This window comes from Streptomyces sp. NPDC034037 (assembly GCF_055575715.1).
Map to the genome: position 1 here is coordinate 295,738 of NZ_JBVISC010000002.1, position 14,614 is coordinate 310,351.

A 14,614-nucleotide genomic window follows, 5' to 3' on the forward strand; every position below is an offset into this window, starting at 1 on the left:
GTCGGGTCGCCGGCGGGTGGCCCGGTCCCGCCCACGCTCACATCGGGCGTTCGCGGCCTTCCCAGTACGGTTCCCGCAGGCGCCGCTTGTACAGCTTGCCGTTCGGGTCGCGGGGCATCGTCGCCACGAAGTCGACGCTCTTGGGCCGCTTGTAGCCGGCGAGGCGGCGCGCGCAGTGGGCGAGGATCTCGGCGGCGAGGGCGTCGTCGGCGGACCGGCCCTCGGCGACCTCCACGACGGCCTTGACCTCCTCGCCCCACTCGTCGTGCGGGATGCCGAAGGCGGCGGCGTCGGCGACCGCGGGGTGGGCGAGCAGCGCCGACTCGATCTCGGCGGGGTAGATGTTGACCCCGCCCGAGATGATCATGTCGATCTTGCGGTCGCGCAGAAACAGATAGCCGTCCTCGTCCAGGAGGCCGAGGTCGCCGACGGTGAAGAAGTCACCGATGCGGTTCTTCCGCGTCTTCGACTCGTCCTTGTGGTACGCGAATCCGCCGGTGGACATCTTCATGTAGACGGTGCCCAGCTCGCCGGGCGCCAGCCGGTTGCCCTCGTCGTCGAAAATCGCCAACTCGCTGATGGGCCAGGCCTTTCCGACGGTGCCCGGCTTCTTGAGCCAGTCCTGAGCGGTGGCGAAGGCCCCGCCGCCCTCGCTGGCCGCGTAGTACTCCTCGACGCACTCGCCCCACCACGCGATCATCGCGCGTTTCACGTGATCGGGACAGGGAGCGGCGCCGTGGATGGCGTGCCGCATGGAGGACACGTCGTAGGCGGCCCTCGTGGCGTCGGGCAGTGCGAGCAGGCGGTGGAACTGGGTCGGCACCATGTGCGTGTGGGTGCACTGGTGCGCGTCGATGAGGCGCAGCATCTCCTCGGGCGTCCACTTGTCCATGACGACCAGCGGGTGGCCGATGTGCAGGGCGGCGCCGGCGAACTGGAGCACGGCGGTGTGGTAGAGCGGGGAGCAGACCAGGTGGACGTTGTCGTCGAAGGGCCTGATCCCGAAGATGCCGAGGAACCCGCCGAGGTAGGACTCCTCGGGGAGCTTGCCGGACAGCGGGCGGCGGATGCCGCGTGGGCGACCGGTGGTGCCCGAGGTGTAGTTCATGACCCAGCCCAGGGTGCGGCCCTCCGGCGCCGACTCCGGTCGCCCGTCCAGGAGTTGGCCGTAGGGAAGGAAGCCGGGTACGTCACCGACGGCGTAGCGGTGGGTGGCCGGGAGCGCCGCCTCGTCGGCCGCCGCCGTGGCCGCGTCCGCGTACCTTTCGTGCGTGATCAGCACCTTGGCGCCGGAGTCGGCGACGATCCAGGCGATCTCGGGGCCGACCAGGTGGTGGTTGACGGGGACGAGGTAGAGGCCGGCCTGCGCGGCGGCGAGGTAGGCGGTGAGGAACTCGACGCCGTTGGGCAGGACGACGGCGAACGCGTCGCCGCGTCCCAGTCCGGCCGCCCGCAGCCCGTGCACCAGTTGGTTCGCGACGCCGTGCAGGCGGCCCGCCGTCCACCGCTCGCCGTCGGGTGCGATGAGCACGGTGCGGCCGGGGTCGGCCGCCGCCTGCGCCCAGAATCCGTTGGGGGGTGTGCTCCCGGCGGCGCTCACGACTGGCCTCCCCTTCCGGCGATGCGGTTGATCCGGTCGACGGCCTTCTCGAAGCCGCGGGTGAGGTCGTCGAAGACGGCTTGCACACTGCGTTCGCTGTTCATGCGGCCGACGATCTGCCCGACCGGCGTGCCGAGCAGCTCCTTCACTTCGTACTTCTGGATGCGGGAGACGGCCTCGGCGACGAGGAGCCCCTGGAGCGGCATGGGCAGTGGGCCGGGGCCCCGCGGGTCGTCCCAGGCGTCGGTCCACCGGGTGCGCAGCTGGCGGGCGGGCTTGCCGGTCAGGGCCCGGGAGCGGACCGTGTCACCGGAGCCGGCCGCCAGCAGCTTGCGGGTCAGGGCGGGCGAGTGCAGGTCGGCCTCGGTGGTGGTGAGCCACAGGGAGCCGAGCCACACGCCCTGCGCGCCGAGCGCGAGCGCGGCGGCGATCTGCTCGCCGCCGCCGATGCCCCCGGCGGCCAGCACGGGCAGCGGCGCGACCGCCTCGACGACCTCGGGAGTGAGCACCATGGAGGCGATCTCGCCGGTGTGGCCGCCCGCCTCGTACCCCTGGGCGACGACGACGTCGATGCCGGCCTCGGCGTGCTTGCGGGCGTGCCGGGCGCTGCCGGCGAGGGCCGCGACGAGGACGTCGTGGGCGTGGGCGCGCGCGATCACGTCGGCCGGGGGTGAGCCGAGAGCGTTGGCGAGCAGGGCGATCGGGTAGTCGAAGGCGACGTCGAGCTGGTCGCGGGCGACCTGCTCCATCCAGCCGGTGATGCGCCAGCCGGACGCCTCGCCCTCGGCCAGCTCGGGGACGCCGTGCTCGGCGAGGGTGTCCTCGACGAACTGCCGGTGCCCCTCGGGGATCATCGCCTCGACGTCGGCCTCCGTGACTCCTTCGACCTTCTTGGCGGGCATGACGACGTCGAGCCCGTACGGCCGGCCGTCGACGTGCTCCTGGATCCAGTCGAGGTCCCTGGCCAGTTCGTCGGGCGCCGTGTAGCGGACCGCGCCGAGCACCCCGAGCCCGCCCGCCCTGCTGATGGCGGCGGCCACCGCGGGAAAGGGCGTGAAGCCGAAGATGGCGTGCTCGACTCCCAGTTTCCTGCTCAACTCCGTCTGCATGGGCGCAGGATGCCGCAGCGGCCCGGACGAGGGAAGGGCTTTTCTGATGCATCGTCAGTTCAGTGGGCGAACCTCGGAGCCGTCGGCCGTCCGGCTCGAGACCACGGGGTGCGCCAACGGGTCACGCTCCCAGGGCGGCCATCGCGGCGTTGTGCCCGGGGATGCCGCTGACTCCCCCGCCGCGCACGGCGCCCGCCCCGCACAGCAGGACGTTCGCGTGCCGGGTCTCCACGCCCCAGCGCCCGCCGGCCTCCTCCGCGTAGGGGAAGGCGAGATCGCGGTGGAAGATGTGGCCGCCGGGCAGGCGCAGGTCGCGCTCCAGGTCGAGCGGGGTCTTCGCCTCGACGCAGGGGCGGCCTTCGGCGTCCGACGCGAGGCAGTCGGCGATCGGCTCGGCGAGATACGTGTCGAGCCGGGCGAGCGTGGACTGCAGGAGCTCGGCGCGGACCGCGTCGTTGTCCCGGGCGAAGAGCCGGGCGGGCGTGTGCAGTCCGAAGAGGGTGAGGGTCTGGTGGCCGCGCTCGATCAGTTCGGGGGCGAGGATCGTCGGGTCGGTCAGCGAGTGGCAGTAGATCTCCGAGGGCGGCGCGGCGGGCGGAACCCCGGCGGCGGCCTCGGCGTACGCCGTCGCCAACTCCTCGTACCCCTCGGCGATGTGGAACGTACCGGCGAAGGCGTCGTGGGGGTCGACGGAGGTGTCGCGCAGTCTCGGCAGCCGCTTGAGCAGCATGTTGACCTTGAATTGGGCGCCTTCGGCGGGCGCGGGCGGCTCGTCGCCGAGAAGCTCGGCGAGGGCCTGCGGGGAGGCGTTGACGAGCACGTGCCGGGCGGCGACGGTCCGCTCGTCGCCCTCGCCCTCGCGGTAGGTGACCTCGCCTCGCTGTCCGTCGGTGACGATCCGCGTCACCTCGCACCCCGTGCGCAGCCGCGCGCCCGCGACGCGCGCGGAGTCGGCGAGGGCCGCGGTGAGGGCGCCCATGCCGCCGACGGGCACGTTCCAGTCGCCGGTGCCGCCGCCGATGACGTGGTAGAGGAAGCAGCGGTTCTGCCGCAGGGAGGGGTCGTGGGCGTCGGCGAAGGTGCCGATGAGGGCGTCGGTGAGGACGACTCCGCGCACCAGGTCGTCGGTGAAGCGCTCCTCGATCGCCACACCGATCGGCTCGTCGAACAGGGTGCGCCAGGCGGTGTCGTCGGCGACGCGGGCCCGCAGCTGCGCCCGGCTGGGCAGGGGTTCGGTGAGGGTCGGGAAGACGCGGCGGGCGACCTGCCCGGTCATGGCGTAGAAACTCCGCCATGCCTCGTACTCGCCGGGGCCCCCGGTGAGCCGGGCGAAGGCCTGCCGGGTACGGGCCTCGCCGCCGCCGACGAGCAGACCGGTCGGGCGGCCCGCGCGCTCGGTCGGGGTGTAGGAGGAGATGGTGCGGGTGCGCACCCGGAAGTTCAGGTCGAGATCCCGGACGATCTTCTTCGGCAGGAGGCTGACGAGGTAGGAGTAGCGCGAGAGCCGCGCGTCGACCCCGGCGAAGGGTCGGCTGGAGACGGCGGCCCCGCCGGTGCGGGTGAGCCGTTCCAGGAGCAGCACGGAGCGCCCGGCGCGGGCGAGGTAGGCGGCGGCGACCAGGCCGTTGTGACCACCGCCGACGATGACGGCGTCGTACGCATCGCGTTCGGTCATGACTCTTCCTAGCATGGGCGGGGGCCGTCTTCCGCTACCCGGTGGGCCGGGGATTGTGGTTCCGGGCGGCGTTTGTAGTGGTGCTGCCGAGCAGGGGCGGTGCCCGGCTCTACGGTGCCGGCCATCAGGACATCTACTGCCCGCACCGCGTCGACCCTCGGGTTCCGCTGGAGGATAGTCGGGGTGTGCCGACGGCCTCGGCGGCACGGGGCCTCCGGCCGCTGGCCGCACGCCCGCCAAATGGAACGCATCACTCTCGAAGGCGAGCCGATCAAGTGAGTACCCAAGTCATCGTCCTCAACGGCGGATCCAGTTCCGGCAAGAGCGGAATCACCCGCTGTCTGAAGGCGATCCTGCCCGACCCGTGGATCAACCTCGGCGTCGACGACCTCATCGACCGCCTGCCGCCGTCACTGATCGAGTCCGGCTCCGGCGTGGAGTTCGGCCAGCAGGGCGAGGTCGTGCTGGGCGAGGGTTTCCGTGAGATGGAGGAGGCCTGGACGAAGGGTGTCGCGGCCATGGCGCGTGCCGGGGCCCGGATCATCATCGACGACGTCTTCCTCGGCGGGGCAGCCTCCCAAAGCCGCCTGCTCGCCCACCTGGAGGGCCTCGACGTGCTCTGGGTCGGTGTCCACTGCGATCCCGAGGTGGCGGCCGGCCGTGAGATGGCCCGTGGCGACCGGGTGATCGGCATGGCCGCCTCGCAGGCGGAGGCCGTGCACAAGGGCGTGACCTACGACGTCGAGGTGGACACCAGTCACACCGAGGCCCTGGCCTGCGCGCGGACCATCGCCGCGCGCGTGACGTGAAGTGACATACCCCGGGTGAGCGCGCCGCCCGTCCGGCTTTCTCTCGCCGCCGGTATCCGGGTCTGGTCAGTGGCTGGGCGGGGATGCTTTCGGTGGTCGGGGTCCCCGCCGGCGTGCTCGGGTCCTGCCGGGCGGCCGCATTCGAGAAGGCGGCTCAGGCCGCGCCACCGTCACAGCACCACATCGCGAAAGGGATGCGCATGCTCTACATGTTCGCTTTCGACAAGGTCGGCGTCGTGGTCGGAGATCTGTACTTCGTCGACCCCGAACCGCTCAAGGGCCAGGAGAGCCCCGAGCACGGGGTCCGCCTGGAGTTGCGGCTGGTCGAGCAGGGTGAGCTGGTGGGCTCCGTGTACTCCGCCTACCCGGTCTCGGTGGGGCGGCCGGTGTGGCGCGCCGACTTCCTGGAGTCGGTCGACGGCAGGCCGGGAAGCTTCGACCGGACCCACCACCACCCGGCGTTCACCGGCTGGGACCCGGGGCAGCGGGTCTTCGTCCGGGAACTGTCCGCGGACCCCATGGGCTGGCTCGGGGACCGGCTGGCGGACCTCGACGGCCTGCTGGAAGCGGCCCGGTTCCCCGCCGACACGGCCGGTCCGACCGATGCGGCTCAGCTGCGCGGGGCGGCGCCCGAGATCGTGGACGCGACCCGCAGGCTGCTGGAGAGGGTCCGGGCGGGCGAGCTGGGGACCCGGCCGGAGGGTGAGATGCCCGCCCCTCTCCCGGGGCAGCGGCAGGCTCTGGTCCGCTCCGGCTGGCTGTGAGCCGCGCGGGGGCCGGTCCCCAGCGGGTCGCGGGTACCGGCCCCCAGGAAGCGTCGGCAGCCGCCGGGCCGGTGACGTCGGCGAGCGGCGCACCGGCCGCGTAGCGGACCGGCCGGGCCTTCGCCAGGGCCATGGCCCTGCCCCGCGGTGCCCCGATCTGGCCGTTCAGACCCCGGGCCGTGGCGTGCCGGGAGCGTCGGTCCTGTTACTGGTGGGCAGCGGGCCGGTGGCGGCCCGCCTGTGGAGTCGGCGCGGGGCCGGGCGGCTGCCGGGGCCCAGGCGAGCCATGGCGCGCAGGATGTGCCGGGGCGGGAGTTGCCAGCGTACGCGCGCGGGGACGGCCCGCAGGACGGTGCCCGACCGGACGAGGCGGCGCGTCACCACGGGGGGCGAGGGGGCGGGTCTGCCGTACAGCTCGTGGGCGTACGGCGGCAGGGAGGAGTACGCCAGCCCGGCCACGCGCCGCCACAGCAGGGCGCGTGCCGGAACGAGCAGCGCGGGCGTCGGCGGGTTCCGCAGGAAGTCGTCGACGGCCCGGGCGTCGGGGCCCGCGGCCAGTTCGGGGCGCATCTGGTCGAAGTACGCGGCGAGTTCGGCCGTCGTGCCGGGTACGTCGGCGGGGTCGAGGCCCACCAGACGGGCGCTCTGCCGGTGTTCGTGGACGTAGCGGTCGGCGAGGTCGTCCGGCATCCGGATTCCCGACCGGCGTGCGACGTGGAGGTAGGAGTCGATCTCCGCACAGTGCACCCAGCGCAGCAGTTCGGGCTCGTCGACGCCGTACCGCTCCCCGGTGGCCGGGTCGGTGGCGGTGAGCATCGCGTGGATCTTGCGGACGCGGGCGCCGGCCTTCTCGGCGGCCTCGGTGGTGCCGTACGTGGTGGTGCCGACGAAGGCGGCGGTGCGCATCAGGCGGCCCCAGGCGTCCTTGCGGAAGTCACTGTTGTGCATGACGCCGCGCACCGCGCGGGGGTGCAGGGCCTGGAGGTAGAGGGCGCGGATCCCGGCGATCCACATCATGGGGTCGGAGTGGACCTGCCAGGTCACCGACGCGGGCCCGAAGAGGCCGGGGTCGGGGGCGGCCGCGGGTATGGGTGCGGGCATGGGGTCCGTCCTGACCTTGGGGGTCTCGCTCTGGGTCTCGTTCTACGTTTCGTTCTGGGCCGTGCACCTCAAGTGTGCCCGCCCGGGAGGAAACCGGGGAGAAGACCCGGGGAGGAGAACCGGGAGGGAAAGGGAGCGGGTCAGCGTCCGGTCGTGCCGTCGATCAGTTCGCGCAGGATGTCCGCGTGGCCCGCGTGGCGGCCGGTCTCCTCGATCAGGTGGGTGAGGGCCCAGCGGCCGCTGGGCGCGGGAGTGTCCGGACGGGGGCGGGGCAGGGGCGCGGCGAGGTCGGCGCATCCGTCGAGCACGTCGTTCGCGCGCTCGACCGCCTCCCGGTAGCGGGCGACGACCTGGGCCACGCTGTCGGCCGGCGCGGCGCGGAAGGTCCCCGGCCAGTCGGTGACCTCGACGCCCAGGAACGTGGCACGTTCGACGTGGGTGAGGTGGTGGAGCAGACCGAGCAGATTGGTGCCGGAGGGCACCGCCGCCGCCCGGACGTGCGGTTCGGGGGCGTCCTCGACCTTCGCGGCGACCGAGGCCCGCGGGTAGTCGAGGAACCCGCGCAGCACGTCGGCCTCGCTGCTGCCGGTACGGGGCGGCGGAGCGTCACCGCGGCGCGCGCGGCGGGGGGGCGGTGGGCATGGGGTCTCCTTGGGGTGGGGGTGGCGCGGGACCTTTGTGGTGGCGGGCGAGCCCTCGCCTGCGCCCGCCGCGACGGACGACGCCCCGGCACGCCGTACCGGCCAGACGGCGCCAGTCAGGCCACGCCGGTCAAGCCGGGCCGGTCAAGCCGCCCGGCGGATGAGCAGGATGTGGTCGATGACCTCGGCGGTGCGGCCCTGGGGCCCGGTGGCGGTCCGGCGCGCCGCCTCGGCCCGTTCGACGGTCCATCCCGCCGGGTCCAGGCCGATGCCCTCGGCGACCTCCCGGGCGGTCGGGTACCGGATGTCGGGGTCCTGGTCCCACGACCAGGGGGCGGTCGAGCCGTGGTCGACGACCAGCAGCCGTCCGCCGGCGCGCAGCGCCTGCGCGGCCGTGCGCAGAACGGACGCCCTGTCCAGTTCCAGCGGCGTCTGCAAGTAATGGGCGCTGATGAGGTCGAACGCGCCCCGCGGGAACGTCTCCTGCAGGTCATGCCGTTCGGCGACGACCCGGTCCGCGAGGCCGAGGGCGCCGGCGAGGGCTTCGAGGCGCTGGACCGCCACGGCCGACACGTCGACGGCGGTGACGTGCCACCCCTGGCGGGCGAGCCACACCGTGTCGCCGCCCCCGCCGCATCCGAGGTCGAGCGCGTCGCCGGGCGCCAGATCCGCGGCCGTCTCGGTGAGCCGTGTGTTCGGCCGGGGCTCGGTGTCCGCCGGGCGGGCCGCGTGGACGCCGTCCCAGAACGTGACCGCATCGGTGGTGCTCATCGGGGCTCCTTCGGTAGGGGAATGAGCCCCAGCCTTGCCGCCGCACCAGGATTCGGCACGGGAACTTGCCGGTTCGGCAAGGCGCGCGGCTCCGTCACCCGTCCCCGCTCAGCCAGCCCTTCGCGACCGCCCGCGCCCCGGCCTGGAAGCGGCTGCGGGCGCCCAGCTTCTCCATCAGGTCGGCCGCGATACGGCGTGCGGTGCGGGGCGACACGCCCAGACGCTTGGCGACGGCCTCGTCGGTGAGACTCTGGGCCAGCACTTTGAGGACCTCGACCTCCTGCGGGGCCAGAACGTCCTCCTCCCGGTCGCGGGCGACGGCGCCGAGCGGGGCGGCCTTCTCCCACAAGGAGTCGAACAGGGCGCACAGGGCGGTCAGCTGCCGTCGGCACCGAGGACGAGGGCGCCCGCGGCGCTGTTCTCCCTGTCGGTGGGCACGATGGCCACCTCACGGCCCAGGATCATGAGGCGTACCGGGAGGGAGGGGGTGGTGCGCAGGTGCGCACCACCCCGCTGCCCGGCACCTTGCTGCCGGGCGTCACCCGCGACTCGCTGCTGCGCCTCGCCGCGCGCCTCGGCCACCGGGTGAGCGAACGCCCCATCTCGGTCGACGAGTGGCGGGCCGGCTGCGACCGTGGCGAGATCACCGAGGTGTTCGCCTGCGGTACGGCCGCGGTGCTCACCCCCGGTCGGCACCGTCCGCGACGGCGAGGGTGGCGACGGACTCTCGTCGTGTCGGGTGCCGGCCACCGATCACACGGGCTTGAACACTCGGAAGCGTTCGGCGACGACGAGAGTGTCATCGGTAATGTCGGGGGTGCGACCCAGGAACTCGCTCACGCCATCGCTCTGGAAGAACTCTTCGTGGGCTGCTCGCCACTGTGCAACGTCGGAGTAGCCACGCCCCTCGGCTCGCGCGAAGTCATCGTCGATTTCCTTCATGGGAACGACCCGCACGTCGACGAGTTCGATCGTGACGGCCGGACGACCCTCGGAATCGAGCACTGAGAACCGCTGGCCGCTCTGCGGCACTGCCTCTCCGGCGTGCTCAGAGATCTCCAGGAGGCCTGTGAGCGCGGTCTTCTGACCGCTCAGGATCGCCGCCACGCCACGGTCACGTTCTGGTCCGGGAAAAGCGAGTTCAAGGGTCGGAAGATCGTCATGTCCCATCGGGAGATGGTACGAACCCGGGTCGCGTTGATCAATGGCCGCTTGTCCCGACACCCACAGCAAGCACTCTCGCAACACGCCCTAGATGCATTGCCTCCGGAGCGCTGACTCGGCTGATGGGCGGGGCCGTCTGTGGCGATGCAGAGGGAGCCGAGTTTCCACTCGCCGTTCGCCGCCGCCGCAAGGGCCTTCGACTGGGCCTGACCGGCCGCCCCTCATGCGCAGTCGTAGGTCAGCCCGCCCGCTCATAGGTCAGGACGGTCTTCGGGTGGTTGCCGATCGTGCGTAGGCGCAGCGGGCCGTCCGAGGACTGCACGTCGAAGTCGTACTTGAGCTCCTCCGGCGGGCAGTTGACGGTCCTGGTGCCGTGATCGAGCTTGAAGTTGCTCAGGGACAGGCCGTGCTGGTGGCTGCTGGAGACAAAGGCGCTGCCCTCGCATCGCGGGCCGGTGCGGGACTCGATGACCACGCGTGCGCGTCTGCCCGGCTCGACCTGATGGAAGGTCAGCTGCTGGCTGCCGTCCCTGGCTCGCCACCGGCCCACGAACCAGGGGTGGATGGGCTTGTACTCCGTGGCCACCTTGGCGAATCCGGAGCCTTTGCGCCAGGTCAGCGTGGTGGTCTGCAGCATGCTGCGATCGATGAAGTCCACTCGGGCGCCACCGTCGCGAATGCGGGCCTTCGGCCAGACGAGGTAGTTCTTGGTCGGGTCGGTGGTCCAGGAGGAGAGGTCCCCGGTCGCGACGGCCGCGATCACCTCTTGCGGTTCTTCGCCGTCCCTGCAATACGCGCCGAAGCCGACCGCGAGCCACACGGTGTCCCGGTACGCCTTTGCCCTGATGCCGTGGCACGGTTTGGTGCCGGTCTCATGGACCGTCTTCCGGGCGGACCAGGCGTCGTCAGAGGCGTGGCGATGCTGTGCCTCCAGGCCGCGGTGAGTGAAGCGGAGGGACACCTGCCGGCCGTCGGACAGTTCGAGGACGGTATGGTCGTCGTCTTCCTCGACGACCCGTGAATCAGGCTTGTCCTCGGGTTCGCGGTGGGACTTCGTGTGCTTCGCGCCGCTGCCGGACGGCCCCCTGTCCGATTGCTCGGCGCAGCCGCCGACGGCTGCGCCGAGTATCAGCACCGCTACCGCCCGCGCCGCCGCGCTCTTCGTTCTCATGCCGTGTCAGCTCCCCTGTACGCCGTGCCGCGATGCCCGGGCCGGTGGGTGGCACGAACTCGGCGATGCTAGTCGGTGGGCGGCCCCGCTCGGCCCCCGGCACGGTGCGGCCCCGGCGGTTCCGTCACTCGTCGAGGGACGGCGGCGACCACACCCCGGCCCGGGCCGCCGCCTCCCGCGCCTCCAACTACACGACTCAACTCGCCGCGGCGTGCGACCAGAATGAACCAACATGCGTCGATGTGGCGGGCGTAGTCGCTCAGGAGACCGCCACACCGTCTTTTATGCCAACTAAAAACCCTCGTCACAGTGCGTCAGCGGCGTACGCGCGGCATTCCCAGGCCGATCCAGGAGATGATCTCGCGCTGGATCTCGTTGTTGCCGCCGCCGAAGGTGAAGATGACGGCCGAGCGGTAGCCGCGCTCCAGTTCGCCGTGGAGGACCGAGCCCGCCGAGCCCTCCTTCAGGGCGCCCGCCGCGCCGACGACCTCCATCAGCGAGGCGTACGCGTCGCGGCGGGCCTCGGAGCCGTAGACCTTGACGGCCGAGGCGTCCTGCGGGGTCAAGGTGCCTTCCTGGACGGCGTTCACCATCTGCCAGTTCAGGAGCTTCATCGCGTCGAGCCTGGCGTGGGTGCGCGCCAGGCAGCGGCGGACCCAGCCGAGGTCGATGACGCGGCGGCCGTCGGCGAGTTCGGTGTCCATGGCCCAGCGCTGCACGTCGTGCAGGGCGCGGATGGCCGTGGTGCCGTGGGCGGCGAGGGTGACGCGCTCGTGGTTGAGCTGGTTGGTGATCAGCCGCCAGCCCTTGTTCTCCTCGCCCACCCGGCGGGAGACGGGGACGCGGATGTTCTCGTAGTGGCTCGCGGTGGTGTCGTGCGAGGCGAGGGTGTTGATGAGGGTGCAGGAGTAGCCGGGGTCGCTCGTCGGGACGAGGAGCATGGTGATGCCCTTGTGGAGCGGGACGCCCTCCTCGGGGGCGGCGGTGCGGACGGCCAGCCACACCCAGTCGGCGGTGTCGCCGTTGGTCGTCCAGATCTTCTGGCCGTTGACCGTGTAGTGGCCGGTGGCCTCGTCGCCCTCCCGTACCGCCTTCGTCCTGAGCGCGGCCAGGTCGGTGCCGGCGTCCGGTTCGCTGTAGCCGATGGCGAAGTCGAGTTCGCCGGAGAGGATCCTCGGCAGGAAGTAGCTCTTCTGCTCCTGCGTGCCGTACCGCATGATCGTGGGGCCGACGGTGTTGAGGGCCATCAGCGGGAGGGGTACGCCGGCCTGGGCGGCCTCGTCGAAGAAGATGAACTGTTCCATGGGGGTGAGCCCGCGCCCGCCGTACTCCTTGGGCCAGCCGACCCCGAGCCAGCCGTCGGCGCCCAGGCGCCGGACGGTCTGCCGGTAGAACCGCTTCCGCGCCGCGGGATCGGCGTGGCGCGCGTAGGCGTGGTCCGGCACCAGTTCGGCGAAGTACGCACGCAGCTCGGCGCGCAACTGCTGCTGCTCGGGCGTGTATTCGAGGTGCACGGCCCCTCCATGCTCTGACTGGCTCGCTCGGCCTCGGACTTGACGGCGCACACAGTAGAACCCGTTTCAGAAATAGGGAATGCCGGTGACGGGGGGCGGGCGGCGCTCAGCCCAGGGCCGCGAGGAAGTCCTCGCAGGCCCGCGCGCAGCGTCGGCACGCCTGTGCGCAGGTGTTCGAGGCGGGGCCCGGATCGCACAGCGCGGCGCACTGGAGGCACACGTCGCGGCACCACTCGACCTGGGCGCGGACCTGACGCTCGTCCCGGTCGGCCTGGTCCGTCTGTTCGCCGAGGAGGCGGGAGGTCGCGTCGCACACGTCGGCGCACGCGAGGTGGAGGCGGGCCGCGTCGCCCGACCCGGCGGGACCCTGGCGGCGGGCACACGCCCGTACGCAGTCCTCGCAGGCCTCCACGCACGCGAAGCGGTCCTCCAGATAGCGCACGAGGTCCTGGTGGTCGCACTGCGGCGGTCCGTCCGCGGGCGCGTCGGGCCGGATGCGCGGGTCCGGCGCGGGGGCGAGGGGGGTGGCGGGGCGGGGCACGGCCGGTGAGGAGGGCGTGGCGGTCACGGGATTGCTCCCTTCGGTCCCGCACGGGTAGCCGAGCCGCCGCCGGCCAAACCCATCGGGCACCCGACTCCTCCGCGGCCCCCTGCCGAAAACGAGGGAGCCCCGCCGCGACGGGGGAGACACGGCGGGGCCCAATTGTTCGAGTGCCCGTTCCGGGGCGCGTCACACCCTCCTGCCCGAAACTCATCACGACGAGGCCGGATTCGGGCCGGCCGAGGGGTCCGGCCCACGCCGACGGCTCAGGCGTACGTGCGCCTCCCCCGCCGGTACGCGATCTCGCCCAGCACGATGTCCACGACGAGAAACGCCGCGAGCGGGATGCCGAGCAGCGGCACGAAGTAGCCGAGGACCGCGATCGCCGCCATCAGCGGGACCAGGACGTACGGCGGTACGTCCTGCCAGGCGCCGCGCGGCATCGGCCGGCCGAAGGACGAGGCGCGGCCGCGCTGCCACCACATGCGGTAGCCCCACACGATGAGCAGGATCACGCAGAGGGCGAGCGCGGCGAGCGCGATCTGGTTGGCGATGCCGAAGAGCGAACCGGCGTGCGCGTCGATGCCCCAGCGCGACAGCTTGGCCAGCACGGGGTAGTCGTCGAACCGCAGGACGTCGGTGACTGCGCCGTTCGCCGGGTCCACGGCGACCGAGTCCTGCTTCTCGGGCCAGCTGCGCTGGATCTGCTTGACGACGTACGCCGTCGGCCCGGACGCGTCGCCGGCGGGCGGGACGATCTCCACCGGGTCCGAGAGTCCCCGGCCGCGCGCGGACTTCAGGACGGCGTCGAGACCGACGTCGGCTCCCGCCCTGGCCCGCGCGGTCCCGGCCGCGCCCCCGTGCCCGGCGTGCTCCCCGGCGGTCTGCGCCGTCACCGACGGTGTGCTCTGCCCGAGGGAGTCCCGCAGGTCGCTGATGCTCTGGCCCGCGTACGTCGACCACGTCAGGCCCGTCGCCGACAGGAAGAACAGGCCGACCGCCGCCCAGACGCCCACCGAGCCGTGCAGCGACAGCGTGCGGCGTCGCCCCGTCGCGTTCCCCGGCTTCCGCTGCTTCCGCAGTGCCTTGCGGCGCCCGAACCACAGGACGAGGCCGCCGCCCGCGATCACCCACAGCCAGCTGGCGGCGAGTTCGCTGTAGAGCCGGCCCGGCTCGCCGAGGTGCAGATCGCGGTGGAGCCCGTCGATCCAAGTGCGCAGGGGAAGCGCCCCGGACGCGCCGTACTGCGCGAGGGCGCCGCGCACCTCGCCCGTGTACGGGTTCACGAAGACCGCGAGCGTCTGGTCGGAGTCGACGCCCGGCACCCCGGAGAGCAGGACGCGTGTGGTGGCGCCGTCCTCGGGCGCGGGCCGGACCGCGCTGATCGTCCCCTCCGGGTGCGCCTGCCGGGCCGCCGCCACCTGCCGGGTCAGGGGCAGTTCACTCTTGCCGGCCGGGACGGACACGCGCAGTTCATCGGCGTACAGGATCTTCTCGGCCTGGTACGAGCCCGCGTACAGCAGGCCCGTCGTGGCGGCGACCAGGAGGAAGGGCGCGATCAACAGCCCCGCGTAGAAGTGCAGGCGCAGCACCAGCGGACGCAACGACGCCCAGCCGGATCGCCGGGCCGCCGGCCGGGCCTCCGTGTCCTCGGGCGGGCTCAAAGGGTCGGCCGGCTGCTGCCCGTCGCCTTCGGCGAGGACGGTGGGTTCGGCGGGCATGAGGTGTTCTCCTGGATCGACGGGCCACGGCCC

At 72.5% G+C, this 14,614-nt stretch carries 15 protein-coding genes and 1 pseudogene; 3 read left to right on the forward strand and 13 right to left on the reverse strand.

What is annotated here, in order from left to right; all coding sequences use genetic code 11:
• Positions 1 to 37: 37 nt before the first annotated feature.
• The 3 genes from ACZ516_RS07095 to ACZ516_RS07105 all read right to left on the reverse strand — a co-directional run bounded on the left by ACZ516_RS07095 (position 38) and on the right by ACZ516_RS07105 (position 4,384).
• The gene (locus tag ACZ516_RS07095) at positions 38 to 1,600 is read right to left on the reverse strand and encodes an acyl-CoA synthetase (RefSeq protein ID WP_469008951.1); all 1,563 of its coding nucleotides are present in this window, start codon (positions 1,598 to 1,600) and stop codon (positions 38 to 40) included.
• Positions 1,597 to 2,709, reverse strand: a complete 1,113-nt coding sequence (locus tag ACZ516_RS07100) for an NAD(P)H-dependent flavin oxidoreductase (RefSeq protein ID WP_469008953.1) — start codon at positions 2,707 to 2,709, stop codon at positions 1,597 to 1,599. The genes ACZ516_RS07095 and ACZ516_RS07100 overlap by 4 nt, the downstream gene beginning before the upstream one ends.
• Before the next feature lie 121 nt (positions 2,710 to 2,830).
• Positions 2,831 to 4,384 carry a phytoene desaturase family protein gene (locus ACZ516_RS07105; protein WP_469008955.1) on the reverse strand — a complete coding sequence of 518 codons (1,554 nt, stop codon included), beginning with the start codon at positions 4,382 to 4,384 and terminating at the stop codon, positions 2,831 to 2,833.
• Between the two features lie 275 nt (positions 4,385 to 4,659).
• Here ACZ516_RS07105 and cpt point away from each other — a divergent pair, with 275 nt between their 5' ends.
• On the forward strand, positions 4,660 to 5,193 hold the full coding sequence (cpt, locus tag ACZ516_RS07110) for a chloramphenicol phosphotransferase CPT (protein WP_469008956.1): 534 nt from the start codon (positions 4,660 to 4,662) through the stop codon (positions 5,191 to 5,193).
• Positions 5,194 to 5,393: 200 nt separating this feature from the next.
• The gene (locus tag ACZ516_RS07115; protein ID WP_469008958.1) at positions 5,394 to 5,957 is read left to right on the forward strand and encodes a hypothetical protein; all 564 of its coding nucleotides are present in this window, start codon (positions 5,394 to 5,396) and stop codon (positions 5,955 to 5,957) included.
• 165 nt (positions 5,958 to 6,122) lie between these two features.
• Here the strand turns inward: ACZ516_RS07115 and ACZ516_RS07120 are convergent, their stop codons facing one another.
• The 5 genes from ACZ516_RS07120 to ACZ516_RS07140 form a co-directional block, all read right to left on the reverse strand.
• The gene (locus ACZ516_RS07120) at positions 6,123 to 7,058 is read right to left on the reverse strand and encodes an oxygenase MpaB family protein (protein WP_469008959.1); all 936 of its coding nucleotides are present in this window, start codon (positions 7,056 to 7,058) and stop codon (positions 6,123 to 6,125) included.
• Between the two features lie 140 nt (positions 7,059 to 7,198).
• On the reverse strand, positions 7,199 to 7,627 hold the full coding sequence (locus ACZ516_RS07125) for a mycothiol transferase (protein ID WP_469008960.1): 429 nt from the start codon (positions 7,625 to 7,627) through the stop codon (positions 7,199 to 7,201).
• A 216-nt stretch (positions 7,628 to 7,843) separates the two neighbouring features.
• Positions 7,844 to 8,470, reverse strand: a complete 627-nt coding sequence (locus ACZ516_RS07130; protein WP_469008962.1) for an SAM-dependent methyltransferase — start codon at positions 8,468 to 8,470, stop codon at positions 7,844 to 7,846.
• A 94-nt stretch (positions 8,471 to 8,564) separates the two neighbouring features.
• On the reverse strand, positions 8,565 to 8,819 hold the full coding sequence (locus ACZ516_RS07135; RefSeq protein ID WP_469008963.1) for a helix-turn-helix domain-containing protein: 255 nt from the start codon (positions 8,817 to 8,819) through the stop codon (positions 8,565 to 8,567).
• 26 nt (positions 8,820 to 8,845) lie between these two features.
• The gene (locus ACZ516_RS07140) at positions 8,846 to 9,052 is read right to left on the reverse strand and encodes a hypothetical protein (protein WP_469009646.1); all 207 of its coding nucleotides are present in this window, start codon (positions 9,050 to 9,052) and stop codon (positions 8,846 to 8,848) included.
• On the opposite strand from ACZ516_RS07140, the pseudogene ACZ516_RS07145 reads away from it, so the two are divergent.
• Positions 9,026 to 9,100 (forward strand): annotated as a pseudogene (locus ACZ516_RS07145) (hypothetical protein); the annotation flags it as partial. The gene ACZ516_RS07140 and the pseudogene ACZ516_RS07145 overlap by 27 nt on opposite strands.
• 123 nt (positions 9,101 to 9,223) lie before the next feature.
• Here the strand turns inward: ACZ516_RS07145 and ACZ516_RS07150 are convergent.
• The 5 genes from ACZ516_RS07150 to ACZ516_RS07170 all read right to left on the reverse strand — a co-directional run bounded on the left by ACZ516_RS07150 (position 9,224) and on the right by ACZ516_RS07170 (position 14,581).
• Positions 9,224 to 9,640, reverse strand: coding sequence for an ASCH domain-containing protein (locus ACZ516_RS07150; RefSeq protein WP_469008965.1), 417 nt, complete (start codon positions 9,638 to 9,640; stop codon positions 9,224 to 9,226).
• Between the two features lie 232 nt (positions 9,641 to 9,872).
• Positions 9,873 to 10,805 (reverse strand): hypothetical protein, encoded by a 933-nt coding sequence (locus ACZ516_RS07155; RefSeq protein WP_469008967.1) that lies wholly within the window; start codon positions 10,803 to 10,805, stop codon positions 9,873 to 9,875.
• 314 nt (positions 10,806 to 11,119) lie between these two features.
• Positions 11,120 to 12,319 (reverse strand): acyl-CoA dehydrogenase family protein, encoded by a 1,200-nt coding sequence (locus tag ACZ516_RS07160; RefSeq protein ID WP_469008969.1) that lies wholly within the window; start codon positions 12,317 to 12,319, stop codon positions 11,120 to 11,122.
• 106 nt (positions 12,320 to 12,425) lie between these two features.
• The gene (locus ACZ516_RS07165) at positions 12,426 to 12,887 is read right to left on the reverse strand and encodes a four-helix bundle copper-binding protein (protein ID WP_469008971.1); all 462 of its coding nucleotides are present in this window, start codon (positions 12,885 to 12,887) and stop codon (positions 12,426 to 12,428) included.
• A 239-nt stretch (positions 12,888 to 13,126) separates the two neighbouring features.
• The gene (locus tag ACZ516_RS07170; protein ID WP_469008973.1) at positions 13,127 to 14,581 is read right to left on the reverse strand and encodes a PepSY-associated TM helix domain-containing protein; all 1,455 of its coding nucleotides are present in this window, start codon (positions 14,579 to 14,581) and stop codon (positions 13,127 to 13,129) included.
• Positions 14,582 to 14,614: the final 33 nt, after the last annotated feature.

Excerpts from the sequence above, each read along its gene's own strand:
- ACZ516_RS07100 (WP_469008953.1), bottom strand. The coding sequence starts at position 2,709 with ATGCAGACGGAGTTGAGCAGGAAACTGGGAGTCGAGCACGCCATCTTC.
- ACZ516_RS07105 (WP_469008955.1), bottom strand. The coding sequence starts at position 4,384 with ATGACCGAACGCGATGCGTACGACGCCGTCATCGTCGGCGGTGGTCAC.
- ACZ516_RS07115 (WP_469008958.1), top strand. The coding sequence starts at position 5,394 with ATGCTCTACATGTTCGCTTTCGACAAGGTCGGCGTCGTGGTCGGAGAT.
- ACZ516_RS07120 (WP_469008959.1), bottom strand. The coding sequence starts at position 7,058 with ATGCCCGCACCCATACCCGCGGCCGCCCCCGACCCCGGCCTCTTCGGG.
- ACZ516_RS07130 (WP_469008962.1), bottom strand. The coding sequence starts at position 8,470 with ATGAGCACCACCGATGCGGTCACGTTCTGGGACGGCGTCCACGCGGCC.
- ACZ516_RS07150 (WP_469008965.1), bottom strand. The coding sequence starts at position 9,640 with ATGGGACATGACGATCTTCCGACCCTTGAACTCGCTTTTCCCGGACCA.
- ACZ516_RS07155 (WP_469008967.1), bottom strand. The coding sequence starts at position 10,805 with ATGAGAACGAAGAGCGCGGCGGCGCGGGCGGTAGCGGTGCTGATACTC.
- ACZ516_RS07170 (WP_469008973.1), bottom strand. The coding sequence starts at position 14,581 with ATGCCCGCCGAACCCACCGTCCTCGCCGAAGGCGACGGGCAGCAGCCG.